Genomic DNA, 23107 nt, shown 5'->3' with positions numbered 1-23107 from the left:
CAAAAACATTTATATAATAAAAAAGCATTGGGATTAAATCCCAATGCTTTTTTATTCTCATTTTATTGGACAGTAACACTTTTAGCTAAGTTTCTAGGATGATCAACATCTAATCCTTTATTCAAACTTGTATAGTAAGCAAGTAATTGAGCAGGAATAACACTTAATAATGGTGTTAACATACTATTTACATCAGGAATGATAATATCATCGTCTTCTTTAGCCAATGCTTTGGTTACAATTGTAATAGCTTTAGATCCACGAGCCATTGTTTCTTCCAAATTACTTCTAGTTAGGTTAGAAGTATTCTTTTGAGTAATAATTCCAATAACTGGAGTCTTGTCCTCAATTAAAGCAATTGTACCATGCTTTAATTCTCCAGAAGCAAATCCTTCAGCATGGATATATGAAATTTCTTTAAGTTTAAGGGCAGCTTCCAATGAAACAAAGTAATCAATTCCACGACCAATGTAGAATGACTTGCTAGCGTTTACAAAGTAGTCTTTGGATAGTTGATTCATTTTTTCTTTTTCGTCAACAATTGTTTGCATTCCTGTAGCAACTAATCCTAATTGTTGTCTTAAATTAAATTCAGTAGCTGCTTTAATTTGATCTGCTTCACCCAAGCCTTTAGCTAAAATAGCTTCAACAGCGATTTGAGCAGTATATGCTTTAGTAGATGCAACGGAAATTTCAGGACCCGCATGTAATAATAAAGTATAGTTTGATTCACGTGATAAAGTTGATTTAGCAACATTAGTAATAGTTAAACTCTTGTAACCGGCTTTGCTAACATTAACTAAAACTTCACGACTATCAGCAGTTTCACCACTTTGACTTAAGAAAATGAAAAATGGATTCTTTGATAAGAGTGGCATATTATATGCAAATTCAGAAGCAACATGCACTTCAGTAGGGATTTGAGCCATTGTTTCAAATAAGTTTTTACCTACTAAACCAGCATGATAACTAGTACCAGCAGCAACAATATATAAACGATCTGCTTGTTTAATTGATTTTAATAAATCTTCTTCAATTTCAGGACTACCATCTTCGTTTAAATATTCAGAAGATAGTTTTCTCATAACATTAGGTTGTTCATCAATTTCTTTAAGCATGTAGTATGGATAAGTACCCTTATCTGTATCACTAGCATCAATATCAACGTGGAATGGTTTACGGTCTGTAACTTTATTACCATCCTTATCTTGAATATCAATAGAATCTGGTTTTACAGTAACAAAATCCCCATCATTTAATTCTAAGAATTCATGAGTTACGTTTAACATTGCTAATGAATCTGAACAAACAACATTGCAACCATCACCGATTCCAATTAATAAAGGACTCTTATCTTTAGCAACATAGATAGTATCTGGTTCCTCACGATCCATTAATTGAAAAGCATATGAAGAACCCTTATCTAATAAGGACAAAGTTTTTAAAAATGCATCTTTAGCATTCATATTTTCTTTAGTTGCAAAATAATCGACTAATTGTACAACTACTTCAGTATCAGTTTGAGAAGTAAAGGTAAAATCACTTAAATATTGTTCCTTTAATTCTTTATAGTTTTCAATAACTCCGTTATGAACAAGATAAAAACGATTATCTTGTGAGTAATGAGGATGAGCATTTTCTACCGTTACCCCACCATGAGTAGCCCAACGAGTATGACCAATTCCAGAAGTTCCTTTTACGTCTGAACCAATAGCCTTTTTTAAATTAGAAATAGCTCCGGTTCTTTTAATTAGACAATCTTTACCATCTTTGTCACTTACGTAAATACCAGCAGAATCGTATCCACGATATTCAAGCTTTTGTAAACCATTTATTAAAATATTAACCGCATTTTTATTTCCTGCGACTCCAACAATTCCACACATATTTTATATTCCTTTCAATTTTATAATTGGTATAGACATTCATATTATATTTTTTTTAAAGACAAGTAATAGATTACAATGATTTACAATATATGTCAATTAGTAAGAATAAATTGGTATAGTTGTATATCAATTTATAAAAAAAGACCTTTTAGAGGCCTTTAATCTTTTTTATTCAATTCCAACTTCTTGTTGAACTACATCAGCAATACGTTTGGTATAGCCATCCACTAGTTCTTGAGTTGGTGCTTCAGTCATTACACGTAATAATGGTTCAGTTCCACTAGGACGAACAAGTACACGTCCATCACCATTCATTTCTGTTTCTACTTTTGAAATAACATCCTTAACTTTTGAGTTTTCTAAAGCATGTTGTTTATCAGATACTTTAACATTAATTAATTTTTGTGGATACTTTTTAATTTCACTAGCTAATTCTGATAATTTCTTACCAGTATCTTTCATTACATGTAGTAGTTGTAAACTAGTTAACAATCCATCTCCAGTAGTATTAAAGTCTAAGAAAACAATATGTCCAGATTGTTCACCACCAAGATTGTATCCAGATTTATTCATTTCTTCTACAACATATCTGTCCCCAACCTTAGTTTGTACATTCTTCATACCATTGGCTTCCATTGCCTTATACATACCAAGATTACTCATAACAGTACTTACAACTGTGTCTTGCTTCAAACGACCATGATCGGACATATATTTTCCACAAATATACATTATCTTATCACCATCAACTAATTCACCATTTTCGTCAACAGCAATACAACGATCACCATCTCCATCAAAAGCTAAACCAATTTGAGCACCTTTATCAACAACCATTTTTTGTAATTGTTCTGGGTGAGTAGAACCAACTTGATCATTAATGTTAATTCCATTGGGAGTAGTAGCCATAGTATCAAAATCAATTCCTAAATCAGCATATAATCTAGATACTAACCTGCTAGTAGCACCATTAGCAGAATCAACACAAATATTCATTCCTGATAAATCTTCTGGAACTGTTTGTTCTAAGAAACGAATATATTTTTGACTACCTTCAGAATAATCATCAGCAGTGCCTAATCCTTTAGCTGATGGGCGAGGTAAATCATCTTTATCTTCTTCTAATATTTTTTCAATTTCTTCTTCTAAATCATCTGATAATTTATAACCATCTGAACCAAAGAATTTAATACCATTATATTCTGCAGGATTATGAGATGCAGTAATCATAACACCAGCAGCAGCTCCTTGAGTTCTAACTAAATAAGCAACTCCTGGAGTAGTAACAACGCCTAATTGTAATACTTCAATTCCAACAGATAACAAACCAGCAACCAATGCATTTTCTAACATTTGACCAGAAATTCTAGTATCACGAGCAACTAAAACTTGAGGTTGTCTCTCTGATTCACTGTGCTTAGTTAAAATATATCCACCAGCACGACCACATTTAAATGCTAATTCAGGGCTAAGGTCTTCATTAGCAACTCCTCTAACCCCATCAGTTCCAAAATATTTCATAATAATATCTCCATTTCTAGTCCATTTAATAGGCCTATTTATTTCTAATTAGTTTTAACTTTGACTTTAATATTATCAGGATCAAATCCAGATACATGGTTTAAACTTTTATCTAATTGAACGTTAACGTTCTTTTCTTTACTTATGCCAGAAACATCAACATATGCCTTTACTTCTTTAATGTTATCCAACTCTTTGGATGTCCCAAATACCTTAACAGATTTGCTTTCAGGCGTTAAAGTATATTTTTTAGCAGAAGATGCGTTCTCTGTATGCAAACTGACTGGCACTTTTTTATTATTTCCACTGCTTATTGGTAAATTAACAGAAGTTGTAGAAGGCGTCAAAATTACATTAACAATTTTACCTTTTGCATCTAAGGCCTCAAGAATAACGGAAGAATTAACAGTCTTGTTAGTTCCTTGAGGAATGCTTAGCTCGGCAACTACCTTATTAATCTTATTAATTTCATTTTCGGCACCCGTAACTTTAACTTTATCATTACCTAGAACAGCTTTACCCGCATGATATCCATCAGCAATGTTTGAATCATCATATTTAACGTTAACTGGAAATTCAGTGGTCCTACGAGGCTGAATATTAACATTAATATAAGAAGGATTAGTCTTATACTTCAATTCATCATTCAATCCATCTTGATAAATTCTAACTCTATGATGGCCAACTCCTAATCTTGAAAGGTCAGCATATACTTTAAAGTTTTGTGTATTAACAGTAGTGGTAACTAAAGCGGCTGGCCCACTAATTTTAACTGATACTTTTTCAGGATACCCAGTTACAAAGTATTTATTATTATCAAAATTCAATTGTAATGGTAAAGATAAAGTTGAATTTTTAGTAGCAGTTAATTGAGTGATTGAACTATCAGTAGAATTATTATTATTCCCAAAAAATTTATCTTGATTAACATAAACAAATAAAAGGATGGCAAAAATTAATGAAATTAGTCTGAAGAACCAAGGATTATCTAATCTTTTCATTATTTTTTACCTCCATCTTTCTTTTTAAGATTAATTTTATCAATCCATGTACCAACAGTGGTAAAGAAATTCTTGTTCACAGAGTCCTGTTTAGTAATCAATTGATCTTTTAGAAACTTAATATAATCTTCTTGAGTAAGTCCTCTTAGTAATTCATTATTTTTAGTGATAGAAACTTCGCCAGTTTCTTCTGAAATAACAATCGTAAGTGCATCAGTAACTTCTGAAATTCCGACAGCAGCACGATGCCTAGTCCCTAATTCTTTTGGAATTAAATTACTTTGAGATAATGGTAAATAAGCAGCAGCTACTGCTAACCTATTGTTTCTGATGATAACAGCACCATCATGCAATGGAGTATTAGGAATAAATGTATTTATTAATAGTTCACCGGTGACATCAGCATCAATATTAATACCAGTTTCTATGTAGTCTTCTAATCCTGTATCCATTTGAATTGTTATTAAAGCACCAATACGACGTTTAGACATATATTGAATTGCTTTATCTAAAGCGGTAATCATCTTTTGATTTTCAACATTTTGGTTTTGTGTATGTTTCAAGATTGAACCACGACCAATATGTTCCAAACCACGTCTTATTTCTGGTTGGAAGATAACAATAATGGCGATAACTCCCCAATTTATAACTTGATCAGTTAACCAGGATACTGCAGTCAAGCCAAAAATAATACTAATGATTTTTACAATAGCAATTACCAGTACTCCTCTAAATAACTGAACTGCCTTCGTTCCTCTAAGTAAGACAATTACTTCATATATAATAAACCAAACAACCAATATATCTAAAAGGTTGCTTAGAGTAAATATACTACTAAAATTTATGCTCATAAATATTCCTCCATATTTAATTAACAATATATATTATATCACTCAACATTGTGACTTTTTAATATTAATAATTACATTGTAATTTTTAGATTTTAATTGTTCAATAAAATTAGCTTTCGCGTTAAAATATAAAATAGTAATAATAAATTATCTTAAGAGGTTGCATAATGTTTAAAAATATAAAATGGCAAATCAGAATAATCTTCATTGCATGGATTATTTTCTTATATTTTATGGTAAAACCACCCTTTGGCTTTCTAATCTTAAATACCATTTTGGGGTACATTCCAATTGAATTGAGTTTGGAACTTACGAATAAACATGTTAAAAAATCTTGGATATTCTGGCCTATTTTAATACTATGGTTAATATTTTATCCAAACGCACCATACCTTTTAACTGATTTATTTCATCTATCATTACTAAGTCCATATACAAACGAAGGTTTACTCCGTTTGTCGAGTAATATGTGGCTAAGTTATTCATATTTAATGATAAGTGCCTTAGGTTGTTCATTGATTGGATTATATGGACTATTTAAAATAGTTCATGAAATTAAAAATAAATTGCATATTAAAAATAAATTGTTTGTTATAACTTTAATCATAATTTTTAATATCCTTGCTTCAATTGGTATTTATATAGGTAGATTTTTAAGATTTCATACAATATACTTACTATTGTCACCAAAATTATTAATTAATCCTTTAATCAACATGTGGACTCCTCATATGATTGTGTTTGTAATAATTTTAACAATCATCCAAATATTTGTATATTGGATAATAAATCTAATAATCAAAGATACTAAAAATAACTTTTAATAAAAATCACCCACATAATATGTGGGTGATTTTTATATTTTATGAATCTAATTCAAGATTTTCAAGATAATTAATTTCTTGTCTTAAATCAGATGCTGTTTTCCAATCAATTTTTTCATCATTAAGTAATTCTTGAATAGCTATTCTTTGAGCACCTAATGCCCTAACTCTAATTTTACGATACCTTGCATCATAATTAATTGGACTTGTTTTCAATGCTTCATTATAGTTTAAATATTCATCAATTATTGTTTCAACAACATCTTCATCATATTTATTATAAAGTTGTTTTAAGTTTTCAATTGTATAACTATTTATTTTAATTAATATTTTACGCATTTGTTTATTAATCTCTTCATCATTGTTTTGTTTGAAGAGCCATAATTTTAAAGTTTGGTATGATGATATCAATTCTAATTTAGCATTAGATTGATTAGACTGATTCAAATTTTTAATTTCACGATGATTAATTTCATAATTAACTGCATTAATCATTTTTTTAGAAATTTGTCCTTGAGCCATTAATTTTTTAATTGCCACTTTTTCATATTTGATTGCTGCAAGACGAATATCTTTCTCAATTTTACTAATATGTGTCATAGAAAATTGCTTAATAATCATTTGATACTGATCAATAATTACATTAGTAATATGCTTATCTTCTGAACTATGTTTTTTAATGCTATCAATGGCAAAATTCAACATATAAATACGCGTTTTACCCTCATTCCAATAGTTATTGTTATTGTACTCAACAACTTGATTATTATCACTAGGAATTAAAGGTAATATTATAACTGCAGCGAGTAAACTTAAAATAATTACGATTGATGCAATAAATAGGATTAAAGCACGATCTGGAAATGGTATTCCTTGATTAGTTACAAATGGTATGGATAACACACCAGCCATTGTAATTGCACCTCTAACACCTGATAGTCCTGCAATAACGGCAGTTTTAATATCAATTGGAGCAAATCTATGTTCAGAAATAAATGTAGTAAAGGTTTCATATATTATAATCCAAGCAATTCTAATAATTAATAAAACTAACCAAGTTATAATTGCATATCCAATAGATAACCATGTATTAAATTGCATACTTTTAACTACAGTTCCCATTGCAAAAGGAACTTCAATTCCCAATATTACAAACACAATACCATTTAATAGATAAATAATTACATCCCAAGTATGCTCACTCATAATATCTAATTCAGCAGAAGAAGCATTTGATTTTGATGCTTTTAAATGGTAAATAATCCCAGCAGTTACTACAGCAATTACTCCTGAAGCATGAAATACTTCTTCAGATAACATATATATCAAAAATGGTGATGCTATTTGAGAAACAATGTTAAATGGAACATTCGTTAAACCTTTTTCGTATAAAAACTTACGAATAAATAAAATAAATAGCATTGTTATAATTCCAATAACTCCACCAACAATACTAATGTAAAAGAAATCAGTAACTGCACCTTTTAAAGAAAAAGATCCATAGACGGTCGCAGCCACTGCATATTTGAATCCAATCAGTCCACTAGCATCATTAATTAAACTCTCACCATTAACCAAGTGTAAAATATTTTTCGGTAATTTAGCCTTTTTAGCAATTGATTCAACTGCAATAGGATCGGTTGGTGACAAAATAGCAGCTAAAGCAAATGCAACTGGTAATGGCATTGATGGAATCATTTTATAAATAATTAATCCACCTAATATCATTGTTATAAACACTAACAATATAGAATTGGCAAAAATGGGCCATCTTAATTCCCATAAATCGTCTTTTGGGAAACGCCGACCATCATTAAAAAGTAAGGGTGCAATAAACAATAACAAAAACCAGTCACTACTCAAATGAATGTTAAAACCAAATATAACGGCTAATAGACATCCCAAAGTCACTTGAATAAGACTATCTGGAATTACTGGAACATAATGATGAATTATATTAGACGATAGCAAAATAATTGTTAGTAGCAAAATAATTTCAATAAGTTCCATATAAAATTAACTCCTTATTTATCTTCTCCAATAATTCTAACTTCAGTTTCTAACTTAACTCCTTGCTTATCATAAACAATTTTTTGAACATGATGAATTACGTCAAGATAATCAGTAGCACTTGCGTTACCAACATTTACAATAAAGCCAGCATGTTTAGTAGATACTTGAGCGCCACCAGATTGATAACCTTGTAACCCAGAATCATGTATTAGTTTACCAGCAAAATGTCCTTTAGGTCTTTTAAAGACACTCCCGCAAGAAGGTAATTCTAGTGGTTGTTTTGAAGCCCTCAAAGAATTAAAGTGATCCATTTTAAGTTGAATATCATGTTTATTGGCATGCGTTAATTTAAAAGTTGCTTGTAAAACAATGTCATTATTATCTTGAATGGAACTATGACGATATCCAAAGTCTAATTCATCGTGTTTGATGATCTTTATTTCATTGTTTGGTGTTAAGGCAACTATGCTATCAGCAATTTGATCAGTTTCACCACCGTATGCTCCAGCATTCATAAATATTGCCCCACCTACACTACCAGGAATGCCTGCTGCAAACTCAACACCTGATAAGCTGCTCTTCTGTGCAGCTATCGTAACATCAATATATGCTGCACCAGCATCAGCAATAACCAAATTATCAGTAGTTTCAATATTATTCATATCAGTTAACATAATTACTAGGCCGCGAATACCACCATCTTTGATAATTAAATTACTTGCGTTCCCAAGAACTGTAATTGGCAAATATTCAGAATTAGAAAACTTTAATAATTCTTGCATTTCATCAATGGATTTTGGAAAAGCTAGTAAATCAGCTGGACCACCAGTTTTTGTAAATGTATATTTTGATAATAGTTCATTCTTTAATATTTTTGATTTTTCTTTCATAGCTATCAATTTCCTTAATATATTTTATATTTTAATTTTAACACGATAAAAGACTTTGTTACCATGTTATACTTAAGTATAAATTTTATATTAAGGAGTTTATAAATGAATTTTACTGCAATTGATTTTGAAACAGCTAATAATAAACGTGCAAGTGCATGTTCATTAGCAATAACAGTAATAAGAAATAATAAAATTGTTGATGAATTTTATACGCTTATAAATCCGGAAGTCGAATTTAATTGGCGAAATATCAAAGTTCATGGGTTACATGCAGAAGATGTTGCTGCTGCACCTACTTTTCCAGAAATATGGCCAATTATTAATCATTTCTTTACTTATGACAAACTGGTAATTGCCCATAATAATTCATTTGATAATAGTGTTTTAAAGAATACCCTATTAAGATATGATTTAATTGTCCCTAAATATCTGACTTTAGATACTGTAAAAACTTCAAAATACTTTTTCCCAGAATTTGAAAATCATAAATTAGATACTGTATGTGAAAACATGAATATTGATTTGCATCATCATCATAATGCGCTAGATGATAGTTTAGCATGTGCCAATATATTGATTAAACAACAAAAAGAATTTGGCAATGACGCAATAAAACAATTCATTAAAGTAAAAAAATAATCTACTTATTAATTTAAGCAGATTATTTTTTTAGTTTTATATTCATTTCATAAGTAGAATGGTAATTTCTATGAATATTAATTAAACGTTTTGTAGAAAATATAAATCCACACTTCTGATATAGATGAACAGCCGCATGATTCCTTTTGTCTACAATTAATGCAATTGTAGACAAATTACTATAATTAGATCCCCAATGAATAGCTTCTTTAACTAAATCAGTGCCTAATCCATAGTTCCAATATTTTTTAATGATTGCTACGCCTAATTCACCTAAATCTGAATCATCTAGATTTTGGACAGTCACTAAACCGATAATTTTATCTAAATGCTTAGCTAACAAAATTATGTTTCCACGAGTTTGATTAACTAACATGATTTGTTGTGCTTGCTGTTGCACACTCATTTTACCAAGTTCTGGATCAATAGTGAAAGTATCAGATTCAGTTTTTAATTGTTCCAATAAATTAATTAAATTTTCGGCGTCTTCAGGCATTGCCAAAGTAATATTTACATCAATTTTATTTTCCATTATTTTTCAAGATAACTTTCTTTAATAATCTTATTAAAGTGTTCACCTTTAGGATGAAAATCAATTGTACGATAATTATCACCCTTAGAATCATCACGTTTAAAAATGATTTTAAGATAGTCACTAGGTAGTTCATTTTCAATAAAATTAGACCATTCGATGACGTTAATACCATCACCATTAAAATATTCTTCTAATCCTAGTTCATCACCACTACCATCGTCTAAACGATATGCATCCATGTGATACAAAGGTAAACGTCCATCTTGATATTCTCTAATAATTGTAAATGTAGGACTTTTAATATTCCTTTTAATACCAAGTCCTTCCGCAAGCCCCTTAGTAAAAGTAGTCTTACCAGCACCTAAATCACCATCTAATAAAATAACGTCTTTAGGTTTTAAATAATTAGCTATTTTTTTACCATAACTCATTGTCTCTTCTGGAGTATTAACGTTAAACTTCATATATTAACCTCCTTATTTCAGAGATTGAGCAGCAGTAATAATTGAAACATTGTAAACGTCTTCAGCATTACAACCTCTTGATAAATCCGAAACTGGTTTAGCCATTCCTTGTAAAATTGGACCAAATGCTTCAAATCCACCTAATCGTTGAGCAATTTTGTAGCCAATATTTCCTGATTGTAATTCGGGAAATACAAATACATTGGCGTTTCCTGCAATTTCAGATGTAGGTGCTTTCTTCTTTGCCACTTCTGGAACAAGTGCAGCATCAAATTGTAGTTCACCATCAGATGGATAATCTAATTCATCTTGAGCCATCTTAGCAGCTTCTTGCACTTTAGTAACCATTTCACCCTTAGCAGAACCTTTTGTAGAAAAGCTTAAAAATGCAACCTTAGGATTGATTCCAAACATTTTAGCAGTCTCCGCACTTTGCTTAGCTACTTCAACCATGCCAGCTGCATCTAATTCCAAATTAATCGCACAGTCGGCAAATACATAACGGGTATCACCTTTTTGCATTAAGAAAGAACCAGAAATTCTACGCATTCCTTTTTTAGTTTTAATAATTTGTAATGCTGGTCTAACTGTATCTCCAGTAGCATGTGCTGCTCCAGAAACCATACCATCAGCCTTACCCATATAAACTAGCATTGTTCCAAAATAATTTTCATTATTTAACCATTCTGATAATTGTTCACGGGTGTTCTTACCATTACGACGTTCTTCTAAAGCATCTAACATTGCTTCATATTCGTCTTTAGGATAATCATTAACATCAATGATTTGTACTTTACTTAAATCAGCACCATTAGCATGCTTTGAAATATCAGTGTTATTTCCTAATAAGATAGGTGTAATTAAATCTTCAGAAGCTAAACGTGCAGCTGCTTCAATAATTCTTTCATCAGATCCTTCGGGAAAAACAATCTTTTTATTTTTACCCTTAATATCTTTTCTTAATCCATCAAATAAATTGCTCATATAAAAACCTCCTAATAAATCATTTCATTGATACATGTTCTGGTAATTGCCAATCAATTGGCTGTTCTCCCAATGCTTTTAAAGCATCATTAGTCTTAGAAAACGGCTTAGAGCCAAAAAATCCACGATATGCAGACAATGGACTAGGATGAGCAGATTGAATGACAATATTAGTATCAGTATTAATTAGTTTAATTTTAGAACGAGCTGCTCCACCCCACAATATAAAGATAACGGGTTCTGGACGTGCTGATAACTTTTTAATTGCAGCATCTGTCAACTGTTCCCAGCCTTTACCTTTATGGGAAAAAGCTTGACCATTTCTAACTGTCAAAACAGAGTTTAATAACAAAACTCCTTGTTTAGCCCATTTTTCTAAATAGCCATGATTAACTGGCTTTATTCCTAAGTCATCTTGTAATTCTTTATAAATATTACGTAATGATGGCGGTAACTTAACACCTGGCATAACTGAAAAGCTTAATCCATGAGCTTGATTAGGTTCGTGATAAGGATCTTGACCTAAAATAACCACTTTCACTTTACTAAATGGTGTCCATTCAAAAGCTTCATAAATTTTACCAGCTGCCGGATGAATATCATAGTGATTGTATTCATTAACTAAAAATTTTCTTAAATTTTGGTAATAACTTTTTTCAAATTCTGGTTGTAAAACTTCCCACCAATCATTATGAATAAAAGGTTTCATGTTTAAACACCTCATATTAATTTTATCACAATTAATATCCAAATTACATTTACAAAAAAGCACTCCCAAAATAGGAAGTGCTTTTATTTATAGTTAATAATGTTTCATTACACGAGAAATTTCACGTTGTTGATCACGTTTCTTAATTGTATTTCGCTTATCATACTCATGTTTTCCTTCAGCGACACCCATTAAAACTTTAGCAAAGCCACGCTTAATATACATTTTTAGAGGAATTAGAGTAATTCCTTTTTTATCAGTTTCACGTGCTAATCGTTTAATTTCTTGTTTATGCAAAAGTAACTTACGGTTACGTAATGGATCATGATTAAATTGATTACCTTGTGTATATTCACTAATGTGAACATTCATCAAAGTAGCTTGTCCATTACGAATTTGAGCAAATCCATCTTTTAAGTTTACTCGATGTGCTCTAACGGACTTAATTTCAGTTCCTGTTAAAGCAATTCCTGCTTCGTAAGTTTGCAAAACACGATAATCATGTCTGGCCTTTCTATTTTGAGCCATTAGATTAGCGTTTTTCGCATTTTGTTTCTTCTTAGCCATTTAAAATCACCTCTAAGATCTAGGATAATTAACGCTTATGATTAGATCTTCTATGATTGTTTTTATGATTATCGCTTCTATTAGAACGTTTACCGTTGAATTTTCCGCGACCCTTTTTATCGTCATTACGACGTTTACGTCTATTGCCACCGCGAGAACCATTATTCTTATGTTCAGGTCTTAATTTAGACATTGGTGTATCCTGTGGATTTACAATATCGAAATCTACTGCACTTTGGTCAACATCAACATTAACAACTTTAACACGAACTGGTTGTCCAATACGGTAAGTACGATGTGTATTACGTCCAACTAACGCTAAGAATTTTTCAATATATTCATAGTAATCATCTTTCATACGACTAATATGAACTAATCCTTCTACCGTATTTGGCAATTCAATAAACATTCCAAATTTCAAGACTGAACTAACAGTTGCATCAAATTCTTCACCAACATGATCAGCCATGTATTCAGCTTTCTTCATTGCATCAGTATCACGTTCAGCATCTACTTCACGACGTTCACATTTAGATGAATGTACTGAAATTTCTTCTAGTAAGTTACCATATTTTTCTTTAGCTGCCTTACCCATTCCATTATCTTCATAATGATGAATCAAACGGTGAACCATAGTATCAGGATATCTTCTAATTGGTGATGTAAAGTGAGTATAATATTCAGCACCTAATCCAAAATGACCTAATGGTTGGTCAGTATATCTAGCTTGCTTCAAACTACGTAACATCATGACTGACACTGCAGCTTCTTCAGGCTTACCAGCAACTTTCTTTAGAACATTTTGTAACATCTTAGGTTTTAAGTGATCTGGATCACCCTTAATATCAATACCAAATGCACTTAAGAATTCAAAGAAGTTCTTAACTCTGTCACCATCAGGAGTTTCATGGACACGATAAATAAACGGTACATGCTTTTGACAATAGTTCTTTGCAACAGTTTCATTGGCAGCTAACATAAATGATTCAATCATTTTTTCTGCTAAACCACGGACACGAACTTGAATATCAATTGGGTGTCCATTATCATCAACGATAATTTCTGCTTCATTATCATCAAAATCAATAGCACCACGACGGCGACGTTGTTTATATAATATTTTGTGTAGTTCGCCCATAGTTTTAAACATTGGAACCAAACGGGAATACTTTTCTTTAGTTTTTTCGTCGTCTGATTCCAAAATGTCATTAACAGCTTTATATGTCATTCTGGCAGTTGATTTCATAACACTAGGATGAATACGATGTTTAACAACATGTCCTTCAGGATTAATTTCCATATCACAACTCATACATAGTCTCAATTGTCCTTCATTCAATGAACAAATACCATTAGATAAGCGACGAGGTAACATTGGGATAACTCGGTCAGTTAAATAAACTGAAGTTCCACGTTTATATGCTTCTTCATCTAATAAACTACCTGGTTTAACATAGTGTGATACATCAGCAATGTGAACACCTAAATGATAGTTACCATTTGGTAATTTCCATGCAGTAACAGCGTCATCCAAGTCTTTAGAAGACTCACCATCAATAGTAACTAAATTTTGATCAGTAATATCTTCGCGACCCTTCATTTCTGATTCACTAATTTCCTCTGGAATGGCATCGGCTTCTTGTAAAACATCTTCTGGAAATTGTGATGGAATATTATGAGCGTACACAATTTGTAAAATATCAATACCGGGATCATCAACACTACCAATTACTTCTTTTGCAATTCCTACCATGTAATCAGGATGATCTTCATTTGGATATTCAGTGATTTCAGCAGTAACAACTTCTCCTGGTGTTGGTTTCAAACCTACACCAACAACATAGAATTTATAGTTAATTAATTTCTTTTCTTTTAACTTAACTTGACCAATATATCCTTGATCATCATCAGTACGAGTAAATTCACCAACTACTTGTTCATAGTTTCTTTCAATGATGTCTACAATTTTACCTTCAGGACCCTTACCTGAATTTTGGTCACCTTTTCTTACAATTTTGATTTCAACAGTATCACCATTCATTGCATTCATAGTATTTCCTGGAGCAATAAAGGCGTCGTCTAAATCATCATCATAATTAACAAAGCCGAAACCTTTGGGGTTTGAATGAAAAACACCTTCTAATTTTTCATTTTCTTCATTAAATTTGAAATTACCTTCTTCGGTAACAATTACAGTTTTTTCTCTTTCCAAGACAGCAAGTGTTTGCACGATGAGAGTAAATGCATTAGCACCATGATAGCCTAGTTCATCAGCAATTTCTTCAACAGCAAATGTTTGACTAGGAAACTTGTTTAAAACCGCTTGGACTTCATTTTTTAAATTATTATCTTCCAATATCGATTCCTCATTAATTTATTATTTTTGAACTTAATCAAATTCCGCCATACTTCTATAAGTCATTTTAACATTTTTATACTATCTTTTATTAACTAAATATAAAAAAAGACCCTGTAAATTTTACAGGAGTCATTCTTTTTAATGCGATGATAGCCATACCAAGGCTAATGCAGACGCAAAAAAGATAATTAACAAAACAACAGTAACTTTCTGCATAAAGGCTTCAAAACCACGAGGCTTTGAGCCAGCAAACAAGTCATCAGCTCCACCACTCAATGATGACATTGCATCATTATTAGTTTTAGCTGGTTGCATTAATACGGCAATGATTATTAAAACACTGTCAATCCAAATTATATCCATTAATAAATTATACAATTCGTTGCCTCCTACCTAAAATAGGTTTTAAATCAATAATTGATAGCTTTATGTTTTAGTTTATCATATAAAGTAAATCTTTCCAATTAGTAATAAATTTTATCAACCATTAGCTACCAGTTTATCCATATAAGAATGTACATAACCACGATTTTTATAATTGGTTGATAATTTCAAATTATCCCCTGCTTTAATTATCGTAGAACCATTGGGAATAATTTCTTTATCATTTCGATCAATTGAGCTTAAAATCGTATCGTTAGGCCAAGAAATATTTTTAACCATTTTACCATCAATTTCACATCCCACAAATACGGAATAGTTAATTGTAAACAATTCGCCAAGATTACTTTGTTTTTGCGGATCCAGTAAATTATTTAACATTTCATCATAAATTGGCTTACTATTCATTAAGTCAGAAACTATATATGCTACTAAAGTCACAAATGATAAAGCCATTAAGTTTTGCAAAGAACCAACCATTTCAGTAATTAATAATATCGCTGTAAAAGGTGATTTACTAATACAAGCAAAATATGCACTCATTGAAACAATGATAAAATTAACAAATAAATATGATGGCATTAAATTAAAATTAATTAATATTTTTGCATATAAGGCACCTAAAATAGCACCTAAAGAAAGCATCGGTAAAAATATGCCCCCCGGAGTACCAGTTCCATATGATATAGTTGAAAAAATAAAACGTAATAAAAAGTAAAAAATCAATGCTGATATTGCTGGTGATTGACTAGCAAGCATCAAAACTAATGTACTGCCACCGCCAGAAACCTTAGGGACAAACATTTCAATTGGTATTACTAATATAAAAGGAATAATCGAAAAAATCCATTGTGGCAAAAATTTAATTTTAGAATACCATTTACCAATATTAATGGTAAAGAATTCATAAATTTTACCAAAGAATCCTAAAAATATACCTAACCCAATTAAATAGGGATATATATGTAGTGGAATAACATGAAAATACTGCATATGTAAAACTGGCGTTTTCCCAAAAATAGCTGTTGAAACAAAATTAGATGCAACTGCTGCTGACAATGCAACAGTCCAAACTAGAGTAGAAAAATTATGATAAATTTCTTCTAAAACAAATAAAGTACTAGCAATAGGCGCATTAAATGCTGCAGATAACCCAGCTGCTGCTCCACCAGAAATCATTATTTTTCTATCAACACCAATTTTATGAGTAATTTTAGCTATTCCTTGTGCTAAGGTAGCACCTAACTGAATTGAAGGTCCTTCCCTACCAAGAAATAAGCCACTGGAAATAGATAAAACACCACCGATAAATTTTTTTATAAATACAGGTAGCCATTTATAATCAATTTCTCCAGCGAGTTGACCCTCGACTTGTGGAATTCCTGATCCTTTAATATCAGAATTGGATAATATTAGTTGATAAGTAATAATTGCAAATAGTAAATTAATAGCTATTAATAATATTAAAGATAAAAAATTATGATTAGCATACATGGATATTTTTAATAATATTCCAGATAAGAATTCAATTGATATTCTAAAGATACTAATAAAGAATCCAACTAAAACTCCAATTAAAGCTCCATATAACACTGATTTGAAGCGTTTAACATTATCCTTTTTCAAATCAATTTCCCCTTAAACTATGATAATTTAATCATACCATAATTAAAATAAAAAAAGCATTAAACATAAAATGCCTAATGCTTTTTATTATTATGAATAACAAAATTACTTATTAATGATGTTATTACGTGCTTCTTCACTTAAGTTGTAGAATGAGTGTACACCCTTGTATTGAGCAACTGAACCTAATTGATCTTCAATTCTCATTAATTGGTTGTACTTAGCAATACGTTCACCACGACTCATTGAACCAGTCTTAATTTGACCAGCATTCATAGCAACAACTAAGTCAGAAATTGTAGTATCTTCAGTTTCACCAGAACGGTGTGAAATGATAGCTGTGTATCCAGCTTCCTTAGCCATTTGTACAGCGTTAACAGTTTCAGTTAAAGTACCGATTTGGTTAAGTTTAATTAAGATTGAGTTTGAAACTCCCATCTTGATACCCTTACGTAAGTAGTCAGTGTTAGTTACGAATAAGTCATCACCAACGATTTGAACTTTCTTACCTAAGCGTTTAGTAGCCATTTGCCAATCTTCCCATTCGTTTTCATCCAATGGATCTTCGATTGAAATAATTGGGTATTTGTCTACTAATTGTTCTAGTAATGTAACAAATTCATCAGCAGAGTATGATTTACCATCACCTACTAAGTTGTACTTCTTAGTATCAGCATCATAGAATTCTGATGCAGCACAGTCAAATGCAATTGATACATCTTTACCTGGCTTGTAACCAGCACGTTGGATTGCTTCTACTAAGATTTCAAATGGTTCTTCATTGTTCTTCAAATCAGGAGCAAAACCACCTTCGTCACCTACAGCAGTTGAGTAACCCTTTTCGTTTAAGATAGCCTTTAAATTGTGGAATGTTTCAGAACCCATACGGATAGCTTCTTTAACAGTTTCAGCACCAACAGGCATAATCATAAATTCTTGGAAGTCAACCTTGTTATTAGCATGTTCACCACCATTGATAACGTTCATCATTGGAGTAGGTAATACATGAGCATTAAAACCACCAAGATAGTTATATAATGGAACACCTAATTCATCAGCAGCAGCACGTGCAGCAGCTAATGAAACACCTAAAATAGCGTTAGCACCTAACTTACCTTTAGTAGGTGTACCATCTAATTTGATCATAGCTTGGTCAATAGCTAATTGATCAGTTACGTCATAACCAACAATTTCTTTAGCAATAATGTTATTAACGTTGTTAACAGCCTTAGTAACACCCTTACCCATGTAACGGTTTTTATCACCATCACGTAATTCAACGGCTTCGTGTTCACCAGTAGATGCACCTGAAGGTACGATTCCACGACCCATTGCACCTGCTTCAGTATATAGTTCTACTTCAACTGTAGGATTTCCACGAGAATCTAATACTTCTCGAGCATAAATATCTGAAATAATTGACATTTTATTCTCTCCTTAATGAAAGTTGTTACCTCAGAATCAAGGCTACTTTCATTTTATTATTTTAAAGACAAACTTTCAATACAAACTCCTTATAAAAAGCGAATTATTTTGAATAATTAACAATTTTTAAAAATTCTTTGGGCTTTAAACTAGCAGTTCCTGCTAAAACACCATCAACATCTTTTTGTTGCATTAATTCTTGTACATTTTTGTCATTAACGCTACCACCATATAATATTCTGACTTGATTAGCCACTTTTTCATCGTATAGTTCAGCGATTGTTTTTCTAATTAAACAACAAGCTTCTTGTGTTTCTGAAACACTAGCAGATTTACCAGTGCCAATTGCCCAACTAGGTTCATATCCAATTACTACATTTTGTGCATCCCTAGATGAAACACCATTCAATGATTCTGCAACTGGATTAACTACCCAATCCATATGATCATCGTTTTTTTGTTTGGTCATCGTTTCATCACAACAAATAATTGGAATCATATGGTTTTGTAGTACAGCTTTTACTTTTTTATTTACGGTTCTATTGGTCTCATTAAAATATTTACGCCTTTCTGAGTGGCCAAGCATAACGTAATTAACCCCCATCTCAGATAAAGCATAAGGACTAACCTCACCAGTATAAGCCCCTTTATCTTTATAGAAACAATTTTCAGCAGATGATTTTAAAGGACTATTTTCACAATATTTAGTTAAAGTCTCTAAAAATATTGGTGATGCTGCAATTGCACACTCAACTTGGTTACTATCAGGTAATTTGTTAGTAATTTGATCTAAAAAGCTCTTAGCTTCTTCAAGAGTTAAATTCATTTTCCAATTACCCACTATAAAAGGAGTCCTCATTATTATTTCCCCCTCAATATTTAATAAAATTAAATATTAATCTTTATAATCAATGATACCACTCAGGTAAAATAAATTAAGTAATTCAATTTTATCATAAATAAAAAAAAGAGTTCGATATAAAATATCGAGCTCTTTTAGAAAGAATTCTTTATTTATCAGTAATTGCGGCAATACCTGGTAAAGTTTTACCTTCCATGTATTCTAGTGAAGCTCCACCACCAGTTGAAACGTGTGATAATTTATCAGCAACGCCTAATTGGTTAACAGCAGCAGTTGAATCACCACCACCAACAACAGTAGTAGCATCTTTTAATTCACCTAAGAATTTACCAACAGCTAGAGTACCTTTAGCAAAGTTACTCATTTCAAATACACCCATAGGTCCATTCCAAACAACTGTTTTAGCATCTCTTAATACATCTTCGAATAGTTTGATACTCTTAGGACCAATGTCTAAAGCCATTTGGCCATCAGGAATATTATCAGTAACAACTTCAGTAGGTGCATCATTCTTGAATTCAGGAGCAACTACAGAATCAATAGGTAGGACGATTTTGTCGCCACCCTTTTGTAAGATTTCTTTAGCGGTATCAATCTTGTCTTTTTCAACAAGTGAGTTACCAATTGAGTAACCTTTAGCAGCATAGAATGTATAAGTCATTCCACCACCGATAATAATTTTATCAGCTTTACCTAGTAAGTTATCAATAACACCGATCTTATCAGAAACCTTTGCACCACCAAGAATGGCAACAAATGGACGTTTAGGATCGTTAACAGCACCACCAATAAACTTAATTTCTTTTTCAATTAAGAATCCAGCAGCTACTGGTTTATTATTAGCTTCCATTGCACGTGCAATACCAACATTTGAAGCATGTTCACGATGAGCAGTACCAAATGCATCGTTTACGAAGCAATCACCTAATGAAGCCCAGTATTGGCCTAGCTTAGGATCATTTTTGGATTCACGTTTTACGTTTTCACCATCAACAACATCTTCATAACGAGTATTTTGAACTAAAACAATATCTCCATCACTCATATTGTTAACAGTATCTTCTAGTTTTTTACCTTCTGTTTCAGGAACAAAAGTTACAGGTTTATTAATTAATTCAGATAACTTTTCAGCAACTGGACGTAATGATAATGCTTCTTTATCATCTTCACTCTTAATACGACCTAAGTGAGAAAATAACACGGCTTTACCACCATGTTCAATTACATATTTAATTGTTGGAATAGCACCAACAATACGACTAGTATCACCAACAACGCCATCTTTCACAGGAACGTTGAAGTCGACACGCATTAAAACTTTTTTGCCATTTAAATCTAAATCAGAAACAACTGTCTTAGCCAATTTAGACGACCTCCTCAAAAAAATTGTTATTATAAATCACATATTAAATATAATTCATTTAGATCTTTTTTTAAAGAATAATGAAAAATATTTTATAAAAAATGGAGGAGGCAAATGCCTCCTCCACCTTTGTTTGCTATAAAAGCATTAATTTAATATTAAAGTTCAGCAAAGTGTAATAAAGTACGAACCATGTTGCAAGTAAAGCCCCATTCGTTATCGTACCAAGCAACAGTCTTAACTAATTGAGTGTCACCATTTGCTGTGATTTCAGTTTGACCTGGATCAAATACTGAACCATGTGAATCATCAATAATATCAGTTGAAACAATTGGGTCTTCAGTGTAACCGAAGGCATCATTGTCTTTAGCATATTTCTTCATTGATTCATTGATTTCATCAGCAGTAACATTCTTGTCTAATACAGAAACTAATTCTGTTAATGAACCATCAACAACACCAACACGTTGTGCGTGACCTTGTAAATGACCATTTAATTCAGGAATTACTAAACCAATAGCTTTAGCAGCACCACTTGAATGAGGAATAGTGTTTACTGAAGCAGTACGGTTGTTTCTGAACTTCTTACCACGAGGACCATCTAAGATAGCTTGAGTAGAAGTAAAGGCATGAATAGTTGTCATAGTACCTGCTTTAAGACCGAAGTCTTTGTTTAAAAAGTAAGCCATAGGTGCTAAACAACTTGTAGTACATGAACCAGCTGAAACAATTTTGTCATCTGAGTTCAATGTATCTAAGTTAACACCAGGAACAACAGTCTTAATTTGACCAGCAGGAGCTGAAATCAAGACACGTTTTGCACCAGCGTCTAAGTGAGCTTGTGATTTTTCTTCTGAAGTGTAGAAACCTGTACATTCTAGTACAAAGTCAACACCATCATTTTTAACCCATGGAAGGTCAGCGGCGTTCTTTTCAGCGTAAACTGGGATTTCCTTACCGTCAACAACAATTCCTTTATCAGTTGATGAAACTTCACCAGGGAATTTACCATGTGTTGAATCATATTTTAATAAGTAAGCTAACATTGAAGGAGTTGTTAAATCATTGATAGCAGCAACTTCAATTTCATCTGAGTTTAGTTCGTTGATACGTTTGAAAGCCAAACGACCAATACGACCAAAACCGTTAATACCAATTTTTACAGTCATAACTGTTTTCCTCCTAGAGAAATAAATTTAAGTACTACGTACAGAGCTAATGTTACTACTTTTTCAAGTAATAGTCTATAAAACTGGCTAACTAATTTAAAATAATTTTCATTATTAATTTATAATAATTATTTGTAAATAAAATAGCATTAATCTCCACAAATTCAGTATATCAATCGTGTTTTTACTTTGCAAATCAATAGTTAAAATAGTTATCTTGAATTTTATAGCTTATTCATTTATAGTAATTTTATGCACTTGTAGTGTAATGGATAGCACATAAGATTCCGGTTCTTAAGTTAAGGGTTCGATTCCCTTCAAGTGCATTATATTAAACAAATCGTTTGACCTTGATTGACCAATAATATAGAATTGGTTACAGCTTTTAAAATGAAATTAATTATGGGGAGGAAGCAATATGAATTTAGTCCCAACAGTCATTGAACAATCATCTAATGGTGAACGTGCATATGACATTTACTCAAGATTATTAAAAGATCGTATCATTATGTTATCAGGTCCTATCGAAGATAATATGGCAAATACAGTAATTGCCCAATTATTATTCCTTGATGCCCAAGACTCTGATAAAGATATCTACTTATATATAAATTCTCCTGGTGGTGTTGTAACTGCCGGAATGGCAATTTATGATACTATGAAATTTATTAAAGCAGATGTTCAAACCATTGTAATGGGTATGGCTGCATCAATGGCCAGTGTTTTAGCTTCATCTGGTACTAAGGGTAAACGTTTTGCTCTACCACACTCAGAAGTATTAATTCACCAACCATCTGGTGGTGCTCAAGGTCAACAAACCGAAATTGAGATTGCTGCTGAATCAATACTAAAGACTCGTCATATGATTAATGAAATTTTGGCTGAAAATTCTGGTCAATCAATTGAAAAAATTAATCATGATACTGAACGTGATCATTACTTAAGTGCTCAAGAATCAGTTGATTATGGTTTAATTGATGCAATTATGAAAAATAGTTCAGAAAAGAAATAATATAATTTATTGTTAATAAA

21 protein-coding genes and 1 tRNA gene are annotated in these 23107 nt (G+C 31.6%); 4 read left to right on the top strand and 18 right to left on the bottom strand.

What is annotated here, in order from left to right; translation table 11 throughout:
• Positions 1-62: 62 nt before the first annotated feature.
• The 4 genes from glmS to cdaA form a co-directional block, all read right to left on the bottom strand.
• Positions 63-1886 carry a glutamine--fructose-6-phosphate transaminase (isomerizing) gene (glmS, locus tag C7N71_RS05790; protein WP_105988175.1) on the bottom strand — a complete coding sequence of 608 codons (1824 nt, stop codon included), beginning with the start codon at positions 1884-1886 and terminating at the stop codon, positions 63-65.
• A 171-nt stretch (positions 1887-2057) separates the two neighbouring features.
• Complete coding sequence (gene glmM, locus C7N71_RS05785) at positions 2058-3410, bottom strand: phosphoglucosamine mutase (RefSeq protein WP_105988174.1); 1353 nt, start codon at positions 3408-3410, stop codon at positions 2058-2060.
• 44 nt (positions 3411-3454) lie between these two features.
• A complete protein-coding gene (locus C7N71_RS05780; protein ID WP_105988173.1) occupies positions 3455-4411 on the bottom strand; it encodes a CdaR family protein in 957 nt (318 codons plus the stop codon).
• Positions 4411-5262 carry a diadenylate cyclase CdaA gene (gene cdaA, locus C7N71_RS05775; protein WP_105988172.1) on the bottom strand — a complete coding sequence of 284 codons (852 nt, stop codon included), beginning with the start codon at positions 5260-5262 and terminating at the stop codon, positions 4411-4413. The genes C7N71_RS05780 and cdaA overlap by 1 nt, the downstream gene beginning before the upstream one ends.
• Before the next feature lie 167 nt (positions 5263-5429).
• On the opposite strand from cdaA, the gene C7N71_RS05770 reads away from it, so the two are divergent.
• The gene (locus C7N71_RS05770; protein WP_181398991.1) at positions 5430-6086 is read left to right on the top strand and encodes a DUF1361 domain-containing protein; all 657 of its coding nucleotides are present in this window, start codon (positions 5430-5432) and stop codon (positions 6084-6086) included.
• Positions 6087-6125: 39 nt separating this feature from the next.
• Here C7N71_RS05770 and C7N71_RS05765 read toward each other — a convergent pair whose 3' ends face one another.
• Positions 6126-8096, bottom strand: coding sequence for a cation:proton antiporter (locus C7N71_RS05765; RefSeq protein WP_105988170.1), 1971 nt, complete (start codon positions 8094-8096; stop codon positions 6126-6128).
• Between the two features lie 14 nt (positions 8097-8110).
• Entirely contained in the window at positions 8111-9010 is a 900-nt protein-coding gene (gene murB / locus C7N71_RS05760; RefSeq protein ID WP_404799026.1) for a UDP-N-acetylmuramate dehydrogenase, read from the bottom strand.
• Positions 9011-9094: 84 nt separating this feature from the next.
• On the opposite strand from murB, the gene C7N71_RS05755 reads away from it, so the two are divergent.
• Positions 9095-9631 carry a 3'-5' exonuclease gene (locus tag C7N71_RS05755; protein WP_105988168.1) on the top strand — a complete coding sequence of 179 codons (537 nt, stop codon included), beginning with the start codon at positions 9095-9097 and terminating at the stop codon, positions 9629-9631.
• Positions 9632-9653: 22 nt separating this feature from the next.
• On the opposite strand, the gene C7N71_RS05750 is transcribed toward C7N71_RS05755, so the two are convergent.
• The 12 genes from C7N71_RS05750 to gap all read right to left on the bottom strand — a co-directional run bounded on the left by C7N71_RS05750 (position 9654) and on the right by gap (position 22075).
• Positions 9654-10163, bottom strand: coding sequence for a GNAT family N-acetyltransferase (locus C7N71_RS05750; RefSeq protein WP_105988167.1), 510 nt, complete (start codon positions 10161-10163; stop codon positions 9654-9656).
• Positions 10163-10630 (bottom strand): tRNA (adenosine(37)-N6)-threonylcarbamoyltransferase complex ATPase subunit type 1 TsaE, encoded by a 468-nt coding sequence (tsaE, locus tag C7N71_RS05745; protein ID WP_105988166.1) that lies wholly within the window; start codon positions 10628-10630, stop codon positions 10163-10165. Before tsaE ends, C7N71_RS05750 begins: the two co-directional genes overlap by 1 nt.
• Before the next feature lie 12 nt (positions 10631-10642).
• Positions 10643-11614, bottom strand: coding sequence for a phosphate acetyltransferase (pta, locus tag C7N71_RS05740; protein ID WP_105988165.1), 972 nt, complete (start codon positions 11612-11614; stop codon positions 10643-10645).
• 19 nt (positions 11615-11633) lie between these two features.
• Positions 11634-12323 (bottom strand): uracil-DNA glycosylase, encoded by a 690-nt coding sequence (locus C7N71_RS05735; protein ID WP_105988164.1) that lies wholly within the window; start codon positions 12321-12323, stop codon positions 11634-11636.
• A gap of 93 nt (positions 12324-12416) precedes the next feature.
• The gene (smpB, locus tag C7N71_RS05730; protein ID WP_105988163.1) at positions 12417-12890 is read right to left on the bottom strand and encodes an SsrA-binding protein SmpB; all 474 of its coding nucleotides are present in this window, start codon (positions 12888-12890) and stop codon (positions 12417-12419) included.
• A 28-nt stretch (positions 12891-12918) separates the two neighbouring features.
• Positions 12919-15246, bottom strand: a complete 2328-nt coding sequence (gene rnr, locus C7N71_RS05725; RefSeq protein WP_105988162.1) for a ribonuclease R — start codon at positions 15244-15246, stop codon at positions 12919-12921.
• A 141-nt stretch (positions 15247-15387) separates the two neighbouring features.
• A complete protein-coding gene (gene secG, locus C7N71_RS05720; RefSeq protein WP_105957082.1) occupies positions 15388-15627 on the bottom strand; it encodes a preprotein translocase subunit SecG in 240 nt (79 codons plus the stop codon).
• Between the two features lie 102 nt (positions 15628-15729).
• Positions 15730-17256, bottom strand: a complete 1527-nt coding sequence (locus tag C7N71_RS05715; protein WP_225361890.1) for a ClC family H(+)/Cl(-) exchange transporter — start codon at positions 17254-17256, stop codon at positions 15730-15732.
• A 105-nt stretch (positions 17257-17361) separates the two neighbouring features.
• Positions 17362-18681, bottom strand: coding sequence for a phosphopyruvate hydratase (gene eno / locus C7N71_RS05710; RefSeq protein ID WP_105957080.1), 1320 nt, complete (start codon positions 18679-18681; stop codon positions 17362-17364).
• 103 nt (positions 18682-18784) lie between these two features.
• On the bottom strand, positions 18785-19540 hold the full coding sequence (gene tpiA / locus C7N71_RS05705; RefSeq protein WP_105988160.1) for a triose-phosphate isomerase: 756 nt from the start codon (positions 19538-19540) through the stop codon (positions 18785-18787).
• 151 nt (positions 19541-19691) lie between these two features.
• On the bottom strand, positions 19692-20906 hold the full coding sequence (locus tag C7N71_RS05700; protein ID WP_105988159.1) for a phosphoglycerate kinase: 1215 nt from the start codon (positions 20904-20906) through the stop codon (positions 19692-19694).
• A gap of 158 nt (positions 20907-21064) precedes the next feature.
• A complete protein-coding gene (gap, locus tag C7N71_RS05695) occupies positions 21065-22075 on the bottom strand; it encodes a type I glyceraldehyde-3-phosphate dehydrogenase (RefSeq protein ID WP_105964923.1) in 1011 nt (336 codons plus the stop codon).
• Between the two features lie 254 nt (positions 22076-22329).
• Here gap and C7N71_RS05690 point away from each other — a divergent pair.
• Positions 22330-22401: transfer RNA gene (locus C7N71_RS05690), tRNA-Arg, on the top strand.
• Positions 22402-22493: 92 nt separating this feature from the next.
• Positions 22494-23087: an ATP-dependent Clp endopeptidase proteolytic subunit ClpP gene (gene clpP / locus C7N71_RS05685; RefSeq protein ID WP_105964924.1), complete on the top strand. Its 594-nt coding sequence runs from the start codon at positions 22494-22496 to the stop codon at positions 23085-23087.
• Positions 23088-23107: the final 20 nt, after the last annotated feature.

The sequence above is a fragment of the Apilactobacillus timberlakei genome (assembly GCF_002993965.1).
Lineage (GTDB): Bacteria > Bacillota > Bacilli > Lactobacillales > Lactobacillaceae > Apilactobacillus > Apilactobacillus timberlakei.
This window is presented reverse-complemented; position numbering and strand designations above follow the sequence as displayed.